Genomic DNA, 14,901 nt, shown 5'->3' with positions numbered 1-14,901 from the left:
CTTGAAACTCGGCGGCTTCGAAGCGGCAAAAGGATCGAAGGGCCGTTTGTCCATGGGTAGCATGGGAGTATTAATGAAAATCGGCCGGAATGCGCGAGATATTCGCGCCCCAAAAACCATCGAGCCGGCGCCGGCGGAATTGGCTCTGCGCGCGCTCGCTTTTCTCACCCACGACGAGGAGCGCGTGTCGCGATTTCTTGCTTTGACAGGGCTCGACGCGGGCGATGTGCCCGCGCTCCTCGGCGATCGTGGGTTTCATCTGGCGGTTCTCGATCATTTGGCCGGGGACGAGACTATTCTTTTGGCTTTCGCCGCGGCCGAAGGGCTGCCGCCGGAGGCCGTGGGGCGCGCCCGAAGGTCTCTCGGCGGCGGCGATTAGGCTATGCGCCCTGGCTGATCGGATATGTTCGAAAGATTGCGGGCCTTCGCCATTATCGTAACCAGAGGCTTAAGCGCTTGCGCCAAGCGCATCCGCGCCCGCCTTGGCGACGATCCCATCTTCGAAGGATTGCACCCCGGACACGCCGATGGCGCCGATGACCTGCCCCTCATAGACGAGCGGCAGGCCGCCTTCGACAGGGATGATATGGGGCAGGCTCAGCAAGGCGATCCGGCCGCCGGCGACCGTCTCTTCCAGCGCTTTGCTCGGGCGCCGAAACAGCGCCGCAGCGCGCGCCTTCGCCTGGGCGATGTCGCAGGAGGCGGGCTGCACGCCGTCGAGGCGCTCGAGATAGACGAGCAGGCCTGCGTCGTCGACGATGGCGATCACCACGCTCCAGCCGTTGCGCTGGGCTTCCTCCGCGGCCGCCGCCGCCACGCGCTTGGCGTCGGCAAGCGTCAAAACGAATTTCATTTTCATTGCTTCTCCTGTTGATTGGACTGCGAGCCTGCGGGACTTGCGCCCATCCTGCGCCTCGACTAGGGAAAATTTCGAGGCCGCTGCAATCCCACGCCGGGAGCGCCGGCGCAACGGCGCGCTCGACGCGCTGAGGAAGGCGCTGAATAATGACGCTGATCATGCCTGCGCCCGAGCCCGAGATTCTCGCGCGGCGCGACGAGCTGATCGAGCGCCTGCGCGCCATTTTGCCGGCGCAGAACCTCATCGTGGACGAGACGGCGCGCCGCGCTTACGAATGCGACGCCTTCACAATGTATCGCGCGCTGCCGCTCGTGGTCGCTTTGCCTGAAACTGTGGCGCAGGTGAGCGCCGTTCTGGCGCTTGCCGCCGGGATGAACGTCAAGGTCGTGCCGCGTGGTTCCGGGACGTCGCTTTCCGGCGGCTCGATGCCGCTCGAGGACGGCATTCTGCTCGGCATGTCGAAGTTCAACCGCATCCTCGAGATCGACTATGAGAACCGCTGCGCGCGCGTGCAGCCCGGCGTGCAAAATCTCGCCATCTCCAGGGCTGTCGAGAGCCGCGGCTTTTACTATGCGCCCGATCCCTCCTCGCAGATCGCCTGCTCCATCGGCGGCAATGTGGCCGAGAACGCCGGGGGCGTGCACTGCCTCAAATACGGGTTGACGACCAATAATATTCTCGGGCTCGAAGTCGTGTTGATGGGCGGAGAGGTCATTCGCCTCGGCGGCAAGCATCTCGATAGCGAGGCCTATGATCTTCTCGGCCTGATGACCGGCTCGGAAGGCTTGCTCGGCGTTGTCACCGAAGTCACCGTGCGCATTCTGCAAAAGCCCGCCGTTGCGCGCGGGCTGCTGGTGGGCTTTGCGAGCGTCGAGGCCGGCGCGCGCTTTGTCGGCGCCGTTATCGCGCGGGGGATTATCCCCGGCGGCATGGAGATGATGGACAAGGCGACGATCCACGCCGTCGAGCGTTTCCAGCCCTGCGGCTATCCGCTCGACGCCGAGGCGCTGGTCATCGTGGAGCTCGACGGCGCGCCGGCGGAAGTCGACCATCTCATGGACCTCGTCGAAACGATTGCGCGTGACGAAGGGGCGATGACGATCAAGGTTTCAATGAGCGAAGCCGAGCGCTTGCAATTCTGGGCCGGCCGCAAGAACGCCTTCCCGGCAGTCTCCTGCATCAAGCCGGATTATCTGTGCATGGACGGCACGATCCCGCGCGGGCGCCTGCCGGAGGTGCTCGCGGGCATGGATGCGATCGCCAAGCGCGAGGGCCTGCAGGTCGCCAATGTCTTCCATGCGGGCGACGGCAATTTGCATCCGCTCATTCTCTATGACGCCTCGATCGCGGGGGAAATGGAACGGGCGGAGAAGGTCGGTTTCGACATTTTGCGTCTCTGCGTCGCTGTCGGCGGCGTGCTCACCGGCGAACATGGCGTGGGCGTCGAGAAGCGCGATCTGATGGGCGAGATGTTCAACGAGACCGATCTCGATCAGCAATTACGCGTGAAATGCGCCTTCGACTCATTGAATCGGCTCAATCCCGGCAAGGTTTTCCCGACGCTGCATCGCTGCGCCGAGTTCGGCATGATGCATGTCTTGGGCGGCAAGACGCCGTTCCCCGATCTGCCGAGATTCTGACATGGACGCTCGCCTGGCTACGCTCGACATTCGCGACGCCGCTGACGCCGTCGACGCCTTGCGCGTCGCCAACACTCGGAAAACGCCTTTCGCCATTGTCGGCGCCGACTCGAAGAAGCGCCTCGGCCGCCATGCGCCTTTGCAGCAGCACATCTCCACGCGCGCGCTGACGGGCGTGACGCTCTATGAGCCCGAGGAGCTTGTGCTCTCCGCGCGCGCCGGCACGGCTGTGTGCGAGATCGAGGAGCTGCTCGACGCGCATGGCCAGCAGCTCGCTTTCGAGCCGATGGATTATGCGCCGCTGCTCGGCGGCGCGACGCGGAGCGCGACAATCGGCGGGGCGATTGCCGTCAACGCCTCAGGCCCGCGCCGCATCAAGGCGGGCGCCGCGCGCGATCATCTACTGGGTTTTCACTGTGTGACGGGGCGCGGCGAGGTGGTGAAATCCGGCGGCCGCGTTATGAAAAACGTCACGGGCTATGATCTTTCCAAGCTGGTCTGCGGCTCTTACGGCACGCTGGCGCTTCTCACCGAAGTGACGTTGAAGGTGCTGCCGAAGGCGGAGACCGAACAGACTCTCTTGGTTCTCGGTCTCGCGGAAGCGCAAAGCCTCGCGCAATTGCGTCGCGCGTCGGGATCGCCGCATGAAGTGTCCTCCTTCGCCATGCTGCCGGCGGGCGCCGCGCCGCTCGGGCTCGACGCCAACGCCGCGCTGCTGCGCATTGAGGGTCCCGAAATCTCTGTTTCGAGTCGGCGGGAGGCGCTGATCGCGCAGCTTAGCGACAGCGGCGCGCGCTTCGAGGCATTGCCGCAAAACGAGTCGGCGGCGCTCTGGGCGGCGTTGCGCGATGTCACGCCGCTTGCGTCTCACAGCGGGCAAATCTGGCGCGTTTCCGTCGCGCCGACCGACGGGCTCGCCGTCTTGGACGCGCTGCGCAACGCTGGCGCGCCCATCATTGCCTATTACTATGACTGGGCGGGCGGGCTCGTCTGGCTATGCCTGGAGCCGGCGGGCGACGCCCATGCGGCGGCGATGCGCGCCGCTGTCGACGCCTGCGGCGGCCATGCGACTCTCATCCGCGCATCCGACGATATTCGCGCGCGCGTAGAAGTCTTTCATCCGCAGCCGGCGCCGCTTGCGGCGCTGACCAAGCGCGTGAAGGAAAGTTTCGATCCCGCGCATATTCTGGAGCGCGGCCGCATGCGCGAGGCGTTTTGAGATGCAGACGCATTTCTCTCTTGCCGCGCTCGCGGACCCGGATATGGCGCAATCGGAGAAGATCCTGCGCGCCTGCGTGCATTGCGGTTTCTGCACGGCGACATGCCCGACCTATCTGCTCACCGGCGACGAATTGGATTCGCCGCGCGGGCGCATTTATCTCATCAAGGACATGCTCGAGAATGGGCGCGCCGCCGATGCGCGCACGGCGCGGCATGTAGATCGCTGCCTCTCTTGCCTTTCCTGCATGACGACCTGTCCGTCGAGCGTGCATTACATGCATCTCGTCGACCATGCGCGCGCTCATATAGAGGAGACCTATCAGCGATCCTTCGCAGATAAGACGCTGCGCGCCTTGCTCGCGTTCATTCTGCCGCGCCCGTCTTTGCTCCGGTTCGCGTTACGCTTCGCAACCGCCGCCAAGCCGTTTGCCCGCTATTTGCCCGAGCGCTTGCGCGCGATGCTGAGACTTGCGCCGACGAATTTGCCGGCGCCGTCGAACGTCGACCGCCCGCAGGTTTTTCCAGCTCAGGACGCCCGCAAAATGCGCGTCGCGCTTCTGAACGGTTGCGCGCAAACAGTGCTCGACACGCCCATCAACGAAGCGACTGTGCGTCTGCTCACGCGCCACGGCGTCGAGGTCGTCGTCGCCGAGGGCGCCGGATGTTGCGGGGCGCTGCCGCATCATCTCGGCAAGGTCAACCAGTCCCATGCGTTTGCGCGCCGGAACATCGACGCCTGGACGCGCGAAATCGAGACAGGCGGCCTCGACCATATCGTCGTCAATACATCCGGCTGCGGCACGAGCGTGAAGGATTATGGCTTCATGTTCCGCAATGAGGCTGCCTTGGCCGACAAGGCCGCGCGCATTTCCGCGCTCGCCTGCGACGTGAGCGAGCTTGTCGATAAATTGCAGTTGGAGCGCGTCGCCATCCCGCGCCTGAGGGTCGCCTATCACGCGGCTTGCTCGTTGCAGCACGGCCAGAAAATCACGCGAGAGCCGGTTGCGGCGCTGGAGCGCGCGGGCTTCGAGGTCGTCGCCGTGCCCGAAGGCCACATCTGCTGCGGCTCGGCGGGAACCTACAACCTTCTGCAGTCCGAGCTGGCTGACCAGCTTTGCGCGCGCAAGGTCGCCAATATCGAGAGCCTCGCGCCGCAAGTCATCGCTGCGGGCAATCTCGGCTGCATGGCGCAGATCGGGGCGGGGACGGCGATCCCGATCGTGCATACGGTGGAATTATTGGACTGGGCGACAGGCGGGCCGAAGCCGGACGCGCTGACAGCCTGATATATGCTATTGTCGGCCGGAGGTGTGTGCCATGCCGTTGCTCGAATCCCTGCTTGATAAACGCTCGGAGTTGATTGCCGCCGCGCGCCGCCACGGCGCGTCGAACATCCGCCTGTTCGGCTCGGTCGTTCGAGGGGAAGAGACGCCGTCGAGCGACGTGGATTTGCTCATCGATTTCGCTGAGGAACGTGGGTTCGACGATTATCTCGCGCTGGCGGAGGAACTGGAGACGCTGATCGGGCGGAAGGTCGATCTTGTGACCTCGCGGGGCGTGAGTCCCTTTCTCAGGCCACTGATCGAACGCGAAGCGTTGCCCTTGTGAAGTCCGATCGCTTCTATCTGGAGCATATCGCGGACAGCATCCGCGCGATCGAGAGCTATGTTGCGGGCGGCCGGGATGTCTTTTTGCGGGAGCGCATTGTCCAGGACGCTGTCATCCGCAATTTCGAGATTATTGGCGAGGCGGCAGGCAAGCTCTCCCCCGAGCCAAAGGCGACGGCGCCAGCTCCCTGGACGAAAATCGTGGCCTTCCGCAATCGCCTCATCCACGCCTATTGGGGCGTCGATCTTTTTCTGGTCTGGGACGTTATCTCGAAGGACCTGCGCCCGCTCAGAGAGGAGGTCGAACGCCTCCTCGCCAAGCGAGGCGATTAGGCCGATTTACCTCAAGAACCCCACAATATCCTTCACGGCGTTCATGTTCTCGCGCGCCAGAGCGCGGGCGCGGTCCGAACCGTCTCGCAGCACCTGGTCGATATAGCCTTCGTCCTCGCGGATGCGGCGCATCTGCGCGGTGATCGGCGAGAGCTTGGCGACCGCGAGATCGACCAGCGCGCTTTTGAAGGTCGAGAAATTCGAGCCGCCAAATTCGCTCAAAACCTCCGCCTTGGCGCGCCCCGACAGCGCGGCGAAAATGCCCACGAGATTATCCGCCTCGGGCCGGCCTTCGAGACCCTTTTCCTCGGAGGGCAGGGGCTCTGGATCGGTCTTGGCTTTCTTCACCTTCGTGGCGATCTGGTCGGCGTCGTCCGAGAGATTGATGCGCGAATAATCCGAAGCGTCGGATTTCGACATTTTCTTCGTGCCGTCGCGCAGGCTCATCACGCGCGTCGCGGGGCCGGCGATCAGCGGCTCGGGCAGGGGGAAGAAGCCTTCCCCGAAGCCATTGCGCTCGATCGAGGCGCCGAAATCATTGTTGAACTTCTGCGCAATGTCGCGCGCGAGCTCCAGATGCTGCTTCTGGTCCTCGCCGACCGGCACATGGGTGGCGCGATAGAGGAGAATGTCGGCGGCCATCAGGACAGGGTAGTCCAGGAGGCCCATCGAGGCGTTCTCGCGGTCCTTGCCGGCCTTGTCCTTGAACTGGGTCATGCGGTTGAGCCAGCCGATGCGGGCGACGCAGTTCAACACCCAGGCGAGCTCGGCGTGCTCGGCGACCTGGCTCTGGTTGAAGACGATGTTCTTCTTCGGGTCGATGCCGCAGGCGATGAAGGCCGCTGCGATCTCACGCGTGTTGTTACGCAGCTCGATTGGGTCCTGCGGCACGGTGATCGCGTGCAGGTCGACGACGCAATAGAGGCACTCGAAGCGCTCCTGCAGCTCGACGAATTTGACGATGGCGCCGAGATAATTGCCGAGATGCAGATTGCCGGTGGACTGCACGCCCGAGAAAACGCGCTGGGGGAAGCTGGACATGGATTGCGCCGTCGAGGGTTGAGGAACTTTGGCGGGGGTTATGACAATGCGCGGGCGCGGGCGCAAGTGTGGTAAGTTTGATCCGCGCTATTCGGGCCACTACAGCTCGACTTGAGGAAGGCTCAGAAATGACCCAGCCGAGCAAATCCGGGATCGAGCAAGATAAGCAACTTGATGCGACTCTTGTCGTAGTCGACGCGAAGGTCTTTGACCGCTTTCAGGAGTTTTTCGAGGCGCCCGCTAAGCGAAACTGCCGCTTGCAGAAGCTCATGGCAATGAGAGCGCCCTGGGAAAATCGCCCCTCATAGCGGCGCTGAACGAACGCTGGCCATGAGCCCATCCCTCCCCTTTACGGGGAGGGTGGCCCCGCGTTAGCCGGGCCGGGTGGGGCAAGCCCCAATGACTATCGTTGCTGAGAGAACCCCACCCGGCGGCCTTCGGCCGCCGACCTCCCCGTAAAGGGGAGGTATTGGCGCCGCTCATGCTCGATAGTCATTACAGAATAAACCGGCTCAAATCCCGGTTCTTCGCCAGATCCCCGATGTGCTTCTCGACAAAATCCCCATCGATCGTCACCGTCTCGCCCGCGCGGTCGGAGGCCGTGAAGCTGATGTCGTCCAACACGCGCTCCATCACCGTCTGCAGGCGCCGGGCGCCGATGTTTTCCACCGAGGTGTTTACGGCCACGGCCACCTTGGCGATGGCGTCGATGGCCGAGGGCGCGAATTCCAGCGTCACGCCCTCCGTGCCCATCAAGGCCGAATATTGCTTGGTGAGACAGGCTTCGGTTTCGGTCAGGATGCGGCGGAAGTCTTCTTCGTTGAGAGAGGCCAGTTCCACGCGGATCGGCAGGCGGCCCTGAAGCTCGGGCAAGAGGTCCGAAGGCTTTGCGACATGGAAGGCGCCGGAGGCGATGAAGAGCACATGGTCGGTCTTCACCGACCCATGCTTGGTCGCAACCGTCGTGCCTTCGATCAGCGGCAGCAGGTCGCGCTGCACGCCCTCGCGCGAGACATCGGCGCCGCCGCGGCCTTCGCGAGCGCAGATTTTGTCCATCTCGTCGATGAAGACGATGCCATTGTTCTCGACCTCGTGGATGGCTTCGCGAACGCTCGCCTCCTGATCGATGAGCTTGTCGCTCTCCTCGGCGATCAGCGGCCCATGCGCTTCCTTAACCGTGAGCTTGCGCGGCTTGCCGCGCTGCATCTTGCCGAAGAGGTCGCCGAGCGAAAAAGCCGAGACGCTCGCGCCCGGCATGGTCGGCAGCTCGAACATTGGCGTGGAGCCGCCCGATTGCTGCAATTCGATCTCGATTTCCTTGTCGTCGAGCTCTCCGTCGCGCAGCCGCTTGCGGAAGCTTTCGCGCGTCGCGGGCGAGGAGGCGGGGCCGACGAGCGCGTCGAGCACGCGCTCCTCCGCAGCCTTTTCGGCGCGGGCCTGTACATCCTTGCGGCGGCGGTCCTTCACCATCACCAAAGCGACTTCGATGAGGTCGCGCACGATCTGCTCGACGTCGCGGCCGACATAGCCGACCTCGGTAAATTTCGTCGCCTCGACCTTCAGGAAAGGGGCGTTGGCGAGGCGGGCGAGGCGGCGCGCGATCTCGGTCTTGCCGCAGCCCGTGGGGCCGATCATGAGGATGTTCTTGGGCATCACCTCTTCGCGCATCTGCCCTTGCAGCTGCAGGCGGCGCCAGCGGTTGCGCAGCGCGATCGCGACGGCGCGCTTGGCGTCCTGCTGCCCGACGATGTAGCGATCGAGCTCGGAGACGATCTCGCGTGGGGAGAAGTCGGCCATCAGATTTTCTCCACCACGATGCTGTGGTTCGTATAGACGCAAATGTCGGCGGCGATGTTCATGGCGCGGCGCGCGATGGTTTCGGCATCGGCCGGCGTGTCGATGAGGGCGCGGCCGGCGGCAAGCGCATAATTGCCGCCCGAGCCGATCGCCGCGACGGCGCCGCCCTCAGTCGTCTCGGGCTCCAGCACGTCGCCGGAGCCTGTCAGCACCAGGCCGACATTCTTGTCAGCGACGAGCATCATCGCTTCGAGACGGCGCAGATAGCGGTCCATGCGCCAGTCCTTGGCGAGCTCCACGCAGGCGCGCATGAGCTGACCGGGATATTGTTCGAGCTTGGTCTCGAGACGCTCGAAGAGGGTGAAGGCGTCGGCGGTGGCGCCGGCGAAGCCCGCGATCACATCGCCCTTGCCGAGGCGGCGGACCTTTCGGGCGTTGCCTTTCATGATGGTCTGGCCGAGGCTGACCTGGCCGTCGCCGGCTATGACGGTTTCGCCTTGTTTTTTCACCAGTATGATCGTTGTCGCATGCATCAGGAGCGACTTCTCGCGTTCGCTTTCCATTCTCGCCATCCAGACTAATATGTCAGGCGGATGTAGGCGTTTGGCCGGTGTTGAGCAAGGGCGGGGGCGCTCCATGGATGCGGCCCTCATCCGACCCTCGCTGACGCGAGGGCCACCTTCTCCCGCTGCCGGGAGAAGGGAGAGCCCTGTCTTTTTGGATCATAAAGATTGCAACGCGATTCCTTCTCCCGTTTACGGGAGAAGGTGGCCCCGCGAAGCGGGGTCGGATGAGGGCGCGCTACTTCCCGCCGAAACGATCGGCGATCTCCTGCGCCTCCTTCACCAGCGCGGGGAAAAACGCTTCCTTTGGCACACGCTCGCGGTAGCAGGCGCGATAGTCGGCGTCGCCCTTTTCGCGCGCCTGTGAAGACTCGTTGAAGATCTTCTCGTCCTTCGCGCCGCTCGCCTGATATTTCTTGTAGATCGCGTCGGCTTTCGCTTCCGCCGCCTTCAGGCTGGCGTCGCAGGCGGGGATGGGCTTATAGGCCTTGGCGCGCTCGCTCGCGATATAGACCTTTCCCTCGCGGCGCACTGCCAGGACAATATCCTGTATTGGATTGGGGCCGTCGTCCTGCGCCCAGCCGCCGAGCAGCGCGACCGCGAAGGTCGCCCCTTCGGGCTTGGCGATAGGGATGTCGGCCGTCTTGGTCAGGGCGGCGTCCTGTCCGACGGCGAAAGTATAGAATTCGGCATTGGCCAGCGCCTCGTCGATCGACGGCCGCTTGCCTTTCTTCGTCCCCCATTCCCGCGGCCGCTTCAACCATGTTTCCAGCAGGCCGTCCGTGGTGACGACGAGCTGCGGCCCGTCGCCGTCCTTGCCGAAGCGCAGGCCGTCGAGTCCGTCCGCGCCGAGCTCGCCCTCGGAAAGACTATCGTACTCCATTCTCCCCTTCTCGGGATAAGGCTTGATCGCAACCAGGCCGATGATCGCTTGCAGGCGTTTTTCGAGAGCGGCCAGGGCGCTTTTATTGACTTTCGAAACGTCGGCGTCGGGGTTCTTCGCCTCGATCTTCTTGATTTTGGCGATGGCCGCGTCGCGGGCGGCGACGTAATCCTCCTCGGGCGTTCCGGCGACGGCGGCCGCGAGGCCAATGAGCAGCGCGGGCGCGGCAAAATAGACGGGCTTCATCAATTCTCCTGAAAACTGCTATGTTGGCTAGGAACCTCCGGCGAGCATAAAGAAGCGCGGGCGCAGCGGCCAGTGACTTGGCGCACGGCTTATGCTCCGAATTCGGGTTAAGGAGGAGATGTGTTCCAGCGTCATGGCCGCGCTTGTCGCGGCCATCCACGCCGCGCCGACGCGGAAAGCTGAGAACATGAGCGGAACAACGCCGCTTCTTCTTCCCGCTTGTCGTAATGTCCTGGCGTGGATGCCCGCGACAAGCGCGGGCATGACGCGGCTGCGTAGGGTTGTTAACCTGGATTCAGAGCCCTGGCGCACGGCTCTGGCTGGCGCCGTTGCGACGGAATTGCTACAACCCGCTCGCTTGCGGCCGGCGGATGCTCGGCCCGCGTCCTTTTGGAAGGCCTATTCTCCATGCGCAGCGCCCAGATCGAGCGCGTCACCAAGGAAACGACGATCTCCGTCGCCGTCGACCTCGACGGGGCGGGGAAATCCGACATTTCGACGGGAATTGGCTTTTTCGACCATATGCTCGAACAGATCGCCCGCCATGCGCCGCTCGATCTGACCGTGCTCGCCAAGGGCGATCTGCATATCGACGGCCACCACACCGTCGAGGACGTCGGGCTGGCGCTCGGCCAGGCGGTGGATCGCGCGCTCGGCGACCGCAAGGGAATCGCCCGCTATGGCGACGCCCATGTGCCGCTCGACGAGGCGTTGACCCGCGTCGTCGTCGATGTCTCGGGCCGGCCCTATCTCGTCTATGACGTGAATTTTCCGTCGGAGCGCATCGGCGCCTTCGACACCGAGCTCATGCGCGAGTTTTTCCAGGCATTCGCCGTGCAGGCGCGCATCGGGCTGCATATCGACAGCCTCAAGGGCGCCAACAGCCATCATATCGCCGAAAGCGCCTTCAAGGGTTTCGCCCGGGCCTTCGGCAAGGCGGTGGCGATCGACCCGCGCCGCGCCCAGGGCGAAGCGCCCTCCACCAAGGGCACGCTGACCGCCTGAGTGGCGGCCGGCGAACAGTCCGAAAGAGGAGGGGGAGGCCGAAATGGCGATATATACTGTTCATCTGCCGCCCGAGGGCGTCGCGAGGCCGGAGAAGGTCGTGTTTCTCCGCGATGCCTTTTGCGCGCCGGCCTTCGTCTTCGGACCGCTTTGGCTGCTGTGGAAGCGCGCCTGGATCGCCGCTCTCGGCTGGTCGCTGCTGCTTGCCGCCATCGCTGGCTTCGGCGCATATTCCATGCTCCCAAAATACGCCACGTCTTTTCTCGCGCTCGCCGCCGCGCTCGTGCTGGGCTTCGAGGGCGACCGCATTCTCGCATGGAGTTTGCAGCGGCGCGGCTATGTCGAGGGCGACCTGGTGAATGCCGACAGTGAGGAGGAGGCCGAGATGGTCTACTTCGGCCGGCTGCGGGCGTTCTCCCCCCAAACGCTTCCCCCGGAGAGCCGCGCTTGACCACGGCGATTATTGATTACGGTTCCGGCAATCTGCACTCGGCGCAGAAGGCCTTTGAGCGCGCCGCGCGCGAAGCGGGGCTCGACGCCGCCATTCGAGTGACCAACGACCCCGAGATCGTGCGCGCGGCGGACCGCGTCGTTCTGCCGGGCGTCGGCGCCTTCGCCGATTGCCGCGCCGGCTTGCTGGCGCTGCCCGGCCTCTATGAGGCGCTGCATGAGGCGGCGATTGCGCGGGGCCGTCCTTTCCTCGGCATTTGCGTCGGCATGCAGCTCATGGCGGCGCGCGGGCTGGAGCATGGCGAAACGCCAGGCCTCGACTGGGTCGGCGGCGACGTCGTCGCCATCGAGCCGAAGGACCCGTCGCTCAAAATCCCGCATATGGGCTGGAACACGCTGTCGCTTGCGCGCGCGCATCCGGTGTTTGCCGGCATCCCGACCGGCGAGACCGGCCTGCATGCCTATTTCGTGCACTCCTATCATCTGACGCCGGCCGAGCCCGGCCATGTGTTGGCCACCAGCGACTATGGCGGGCCGCTCACGGCCGCGGTCGTGCGCGACAATCTCGTCGGCGTTCAGTTCCATCCCGAAAAGAGCCAGAGGCTCGGCCTCGCGCTCATCGCCAATTTCCTGAGGTGGCGCCCGTGATACTTTTTCCGGCAATCGATCTGAAGGAAGGCCAGTGCGTTCGCCTCGCCCAGGGCGATATGGACCGCGCCACCGTCTTCAACGACGATCCCGCCGAGCAGGCCCGCGCCTTCGAGCGCCAGGGCTTCGAATATCTGCATGTCGTCGATCTCGACGGCGCCTTCGCCGGCACGCCGCGCAATGCGGAAGCCGTCGAGGCGATTCTCTCCGCGCTCACCATTCCGGTGCAGCTCGGCGGCGGCATTCGCGACATGCGCACCCTGTCGGGCTGGCTGGAGAAGGGCGTCACGCGCGTCATCATCGGCACGGCGGCGGTGAAGGACCCCTCCTTCGTGCGCGAGGCGGCGCGGGTCTATCCAGGCCGCGTGGCGGTCGGCATCGACGCCAAGAACGGCATGGTCGCCGTCGACGGCTGGGCGCGCACCACGCGCATGTCGGCGCTGGATTTGGGCAAAAGCTTCGAGGACGCGGGCGTCGCGGCGATCATCTATACCGATATCTCGCGCGACGGCATTCTGACGGGGTTGAACATCGAGCAGACGCTGGCGCTCGCCAATGCGCTGACGATTCCGGTTATCGCCTCCGGCGGCTTGGCCTCGCTTGCGGATATCGAGCGGCTGGTGCAGCCCGATTGCGCCAAGCTCGCCGGCGCCATCACCGGCCGCGCGCTTTACGATGGCCGCCTCGATCCGGCGGAGGCGCTGGCGCTGATCCGGAGCGCGAGGAACAACCTCCATGGTTGAAACGTGGATGGTGAGAGCCGGCGAGGGAGGTTACCTGTTCGACGAGTTCCGGCAACAGTCGATAGTTGCGATCGGCTGGGGCGACGTGGGGCCAGCAACGCACATTACGGAGAAGGCTAGACTCTGGGAACAAGTCAAGATGACCTACCTAGAGATGCGAGATCAAGCAGTCTCGATGAGCGCGGGTCAGATTTGGCGCTTCGCAAGGGAAATGAAGATTGGCGATCGGGTCGTGACTTACGATCCTCGGGCGCGCTTCTATCTTTGTGGGATAATCGCAGGAGAATGCGAATGGTTCTCTGAGGCAGAGCCCGACGAGTTGTCCAATCGCCGCGAGGTCACATGGACGCATGAGAAAGGGCGTGACCAGCTCTCGGCGGTCGCCAAAAACTCTCTAGGTGCGATTTCCACGATATTTCTAATTCCGCCTGCCGTCTCGGACGAGCTGTGGTCATCGGCTCCTGCGGAAGAATCCGCAACAGAGATCGTGCCTGACTCGAAAGAGGCGGCAACGTCTTTTGATCCGACCGCGGATCAAATAGGAGAACTTGCGTCCGAGAAGATCAAGGACCGAATCGCAAAGCTCTCGTGGTCTGAGATGCAGCAGTTAGTCGCAGCGCTCTTGCAAGCGATGGGTTACAAAACAACCGTGTCGCCGGCTGGCAGCGATAGGGGGAAAGATATCTTAGCTTCCCCTGACGGCCTTGGATTTCAGGCACCTCGAATTGCCGTTGAAGTAAAGCATCGGCCGGGTGCGAGGATCGGTGCTCCGGAGATTCGTAGCTTTGTTGGTGGCCGTAGACCACATGAGTGTGGGCTATACGTAAGTACGGGTGGGTTCACCCAGGAGGCTTACTATGAAGCCGAACGCTCTACCATACCCCTTACGCTACTGGATTTTGAAAAGCTTGTTGCGGCTGTCTTGACAAATTATCCTGCGTTTGACGAGCGGACGCGACAGCTTCTTCCCCTCCAACAGATTTATTGGCCTCTCTAATGCTCAAAGCCCGCGTCATCCCCTGCCTGGACGTCAAGGAAGGCCGCGTCGTCAAGGGCGTCAATTTCGTCGATTTGCGCGACGCCGGCGATCCGGTGGAGTGCGCCATCGCCTATGACGCCGCCGGCGCCGACGAACTGTGCTTTCTCGACATCACTGCGAGCCACGAGAACCGCGGCATTCTCTTCGATGTCGTGCAGCGCACCGCCGAGGCCTGCTTCATGCCGCTCACCGTCGGCGGCGGCGTGCGCACGCTCGACGACATCCGCAATCTTCTGCTCGCCGGCGCCGACAAGGCCTCGATCAACACGGCCGCCGTCTCCAACCGCCAATTCGTGCGGGAGGCCGCCGAGAAATTCGGCTCGCAATGCATTGTCGTCGCCATAGACGCCAAGCAGGTCGGGCCCGGAAAGTGGAAAATCTTCACCCATGGCGGGCGCCGGCCGACAGGCATCGACGCGGTCGATTACGCCCGCGAGGTGACGGCGCTCGGCGCTGGCGAAATATTGCTCACCTCCATGGATCGCGACGGCGCCAAGATCGGCTTCGACATTGCGCTGACGCGCGCGGTGGCGGACGCCGTGCGCGCACCGGTGATCGCCTCGGGGGGCGTCGGCAATCTGGATCATCTGGTTGCTGGCATTCGCGAGGGCCACGCCACCGCCGTGCTGGCGGCGTCGATCTTCCACTTCGGCGAATATTCGATTCCGCAGGCGAAGCGCCATATGGCGGCTGCGGGTCTGCCGATGCGGCTGGATGGTTTGGAGACGGCGTAATGGCTGGAGGCTTCTTGGATATTCGACTTGCCCCCTCCCTGTCCCTCCCCCGTTTCACGGGAGTGGGGACGCTCGCGATCAGCACTGGTGAT

Annotated in this window: 17 protein-coding genes; 12 read left to right on the top strand and 5 right to left on the bottom strand. The window is 63.8% G+C overall.

Features of this window, described 5'->3' with window-relative positions:
- Positions 1–73: 73 nt before the first annotated feature.
- Positions 74–379, top strand: coding sequence for a DUF3572 domain-containing protein (locus tag OGR47_RS13870; protein ID WP_165053466.1), 306 nt, complete (start codon positions 74–76; stop codon positions 377–379).
- Between the two features lie 69 nt (positions 380–448).
- Here OGR47_RS13870 and OGR47_RS13865 read toward each other — a convergent pair whose 3' ends face one another.
- Positions 449–859, bottom strand: a complete 411-nt coding sequence (locus OGR47_RS13865; protein WP_165053469.1) for a GlcG/HbpS family heme-binding protein — start codon at positions 857–859, stop codon at positions 449–451.
- A gap of 146 nt (positions 860–1,005) precedes the next feature.
- Between OGR47_RS13865 and OGR47_RS13860 the strand changes: the two genes are divergently transcribed.
- From OGR47_RS13860 to OGR47_RS13840, 5 genes are read left to right on the top strand one after another with little or no spacing between them, the layout of a single operon-like run.
- A complete protein-coding gene (locus tag OGR47_RS13860; protein ID WP_165053471.1) occupies positions 1,006–2,499 on the top strand; it encodes an FAD-linked oxidase C-terminal domain-containing protein in 1,494 nt (497 codons plus the stop codon).
- Position 2,500: 1 nt separating this feature from the next.
- Positions 2,501–3,718, top strand: a complete 1,218-nt coding sequence (gene glcE, locus OGR47_RS13855; protein ID WP_165053475.1) for a glycolate oxidase subunit GlcE — start codon at positions 2,501–2,503, stop codon at positions 3,716–3,718.
- 1 nt (position 3,719) lies between these two features.
- Complete coding sequence (gene glcF, locus OGR47_RS13850) at positions 3,720–5,006, top strand: glycolate oxidase subunit GlcF (RefSeq protein ID WP_165053478.1); 1,287 nt, start codon at positions 3,720–3,722, stop codon at positions 5,004–5,006.
- 31 nt (positions 5,007–5,037) lie between these two features.
- A complete protein-coding gene (locus OGR47_RS13845) occupies positions 5,038–5,328 on the top strand; it encodes a nucleotidyltransferase family protein (protein WP_165053481.1) in 291 nt (96 codons plus the stop codon).
- Positions 5,325–5,660 (top strand): DUF86 domain-containing protein, encoded by a 336-nt coding sequence (locus OGR47_RS13840; protein ID WP_165053484.1) that lies wholly within the window; start codon positions 5,325–5,327, stop codon positions 5,658–5,660. The genes OGR47_RS13845 and OGR47_RS13840 overlap by 4 nt, the downstream gene beginning before the upstream one ends.
- Positions 5,661–5,666: 6 nt before the next feature.
- Here the strand turns inward: OGR47_RS13840 and trpS are convergent, their stop codons facing one another.
- From trpS to OGR47_RS13820, 4 genes are all read right to left on the bottom strand, one after another.
- Entirely contained in the window at positions 5,667–6,701 is a 1,035-nt protein-coding gene (gene trpS / locus OGR47_RS13835) for a tryptophan--tRNA ligase (RefSeq protein WP_165053487.1), read from the bottom strand.
- Between the two features lie 495 nt (positions 6,702–7,196).
- Positions 7,197–8,498, bottom strand: a complete 1,302-nt coding sequence (gene hslU, locus OGR47_RS13830; RefSeq protein ID WP_165053490.1) for an ATP-dependent protease ATPase subunit HslU — start codon at positions 8,496–8,498, stop codon at positions 7,197–7,199.
- Entirely contained in the window at positions 8,498–9,061 is a 564-nt protein-coding gene (gene hslV, locus OGR47_RS13825) for an ATP-dependent protease subunit HslV (RefSeq protein WP_165053493.1), read from the bottom strand. The genes hslU and hslV overlap by 1 nt, the downstream gene beginning before the upstream one ends.
- Positions 9,062–9,299: 238 nt before the next feature.
- Positions 9,300–10,190 carry a hypothetical protein gene (locus OGR47_RS13820; RefSeq protein WP_165053495.1) on the bottom strand — a complete coding sequence of 297 codons (891 nt, stop codon included), beginning with the start codon at positions 10,188–10,190 and terminating at the stop codon, positions 9,300–9,302.
- Between the two features lie 408 nt (positions 10,191–10,598).
- Here OGR47_RS13820 and hisB point away from each other — a divergent pair, with 408 nt between their 5' ends.
- Genes hisB through hisF form a run of 6 tightly spaced genes read left to right on the top strand, consistent with a single transcriptional unit; the run spans position 10,599 to position 14,809 of the window.
- The gene (hisB, locus tag OGR47_RS13815; protein WP_165053498.1) at positions 10,599–11,195 is read left to right on the top strand and encodes an imidazoleglycerol-phosphate dehydratase HisB; all 597 of its coding nucleotides are present in this window, start codon (positions 10,599–10,601) and stop codon (positions 11,193–11,195) included.
- 43 nt (positions 11,196–11,238) lie between these two features.
- Positions 11,239–11,646, top strand: coding sequence for a DUF2628 domain-containing protein (locus OGR47_RS13810; RefSeq protein ID WP_165053501.1), 408 nt, complete (start codon positions 11,239–11,241; stop codon positions 11,644–11,646).
- Positions 11,643–12,293: an imidazole glycerol phosphate synthase subunit HisH gene (hisH, locus tag OGR47_RS13805; RefSeq protein ID WP_165053504.1), complete on the top strand. Its 651-nt coding sequence runs from the start codon at positions 11,643–11,645 to the stop codon at positions 12,291–12,293. Before OGR47_RS13810 ends, hisH begins: the two co-directional genes overlap by 4 nt.
- Positions 12,290–13,036, top strand: a complete 747-nt coding sequence (gene hisA, locus OGR47_RS13800; protein WP_165053507.1) for a 1-(5-phosphoribosyl)-5-[(5-phosphoribosylamino)methylideneamino]imidazole-4-carboxamide isomerase — start codon at positions 12,290–12,292, stop codon at positions 13,034–13,036. The genes hisH and hisA overlap by 4 nt, the downstream gene beginning before the upstream one ends.
- A complete protein-coding gene (locus tag OGR47_RS13795) occupies positions 13,029–14,033 on the top strand; it encodes a restriction endonuclease (RefSeq protein WP_165053510.1) in 1,005 nt (334 codons plus the stop codon). Before hisA ends, OGR47_RS13795 begins: the two co-directional genes overlap by 8 nt.
- Positions 14,033–14,809, top strand: a complete 777-nt coding sequence (gene hisF / locus OGR47_RS13790; RefSeq protein ID WP_165053513.1) for an imidazole glycerol phosphate synthase subunit HisF — start codon at positions 14,033–14,035, stop codon at positions 14,807–14,809. The genes OGR47_RS13795 and hisF overlap by 1 nt, the downstream gene beginning before the upstream one ends.
- The last annotated feature ends 92 nt before the right edge of the window (positions 14,810–14,901 follow it).

The organism is Methylocystis sp. MJC1 (assembly GCF_026427715.1).
GTDB lineage: Bacteria > Pseudomonadota > Alphaproteobacteria > Rhizobiales > Beijerinckiaceae > Methylocystis.
The sequence above is the reverse complement of the archived record's forward strand: the minus strand, read 5'-3'. Positions and strand labels throughout refer to the sequence as shown.

Coding starts and splice junctions, on each gene's coding strand:
- OGR47_RS13870 (WP_165053466.1), top strand. CDS start 74: ATGAAAATCGGCCGGAATGCGCGAGATATTCGCGCCCCAAAAACCATC.
- OGR47_RS13865 (WP_165053469.1), bottom strand. CDS start 859: ATGAAAATGAAATTCGTTTTGACGCTTGCCGACGCCAAGCGCGTGGCG.
- OGR47_RS13860 (WP_165053471.1), top strand. CDS start 1,006: ATGACGCTGATCATGCCTGCGCCCGAGCCCGAGATTCTCGCGCGGCGC.
- glcE (WP_165053475.1), top strand. CDS start 2,501: ATGGACGCTCGCCTGGCTACGCTCGACATTCGCGACGCCGCTGACGCC.
- glcF (WP_165053478.1), top strand. CDS start 3,720: ATGCAGACGCATTTCTCTCTTGCCGCGCTCGCGGACCCGGATATGGCG.
- OGR47_RS13845 (WP_165053481.1), top strand. CDS start 5,038: ATGCCGTTGCTCGAATCCCTGCTTGATAAACGCTCGGAGTTGATTGCC.
- trpS (WP_165053487.1), bottom strand. CDS start 6,701: ATGTCCAGCTTCCCCCAGCGCGTTTTCTCGGGCGTGCAGTCCACCGGC.
- hslU (WP_165053490.1), bottom strand. CDS start 8,498: ATGGCCGACTTCTCCCCACGCGAGATCGTCTCCGAGCTCGATCGCTAC.
- hslV (WP_165053493.1), bottom strand. CDS start 9,061: ATGGAAAGCGAACGCGAGAAGTCGCTCCTGATGCATGCGACAACGATC.
- OGR47_RS13820 (WP_165053495.1), bottom strand. CDS start 10,190: ATGAAGCCCGTCTATTTTGCCGCGCCCGCGCTGCTCATTGGCCTCGCG.
- hisB (WP_165053498.1), top strand. CDS start 10,599: ATGCGCAGCGCCCAGATCGAGCGCGTCACCAAGGAAACGACGATCTCC.
- OGR47_RS13810 (WP_165053501.1), top strand. CDS start 11,239: ATGGCGATATATACTGTTCATCTGCCGCCCGAGGGCGTCGCGAGGCCG.
- OGR47_RS13795 (WP_165053510.1), top strand. CDS start 13,029: ATGGTTGAAACGTGGATGGTGAGAGCCGGCGAGGGAGGTTACCTGTTC.
- hisF (WP_165053513.1), top strand. CDS start 14,033: ATGCTCAAAGCCCGCGTCATCCCCTGCCTGGACGTCAAGGAAGGCCGC.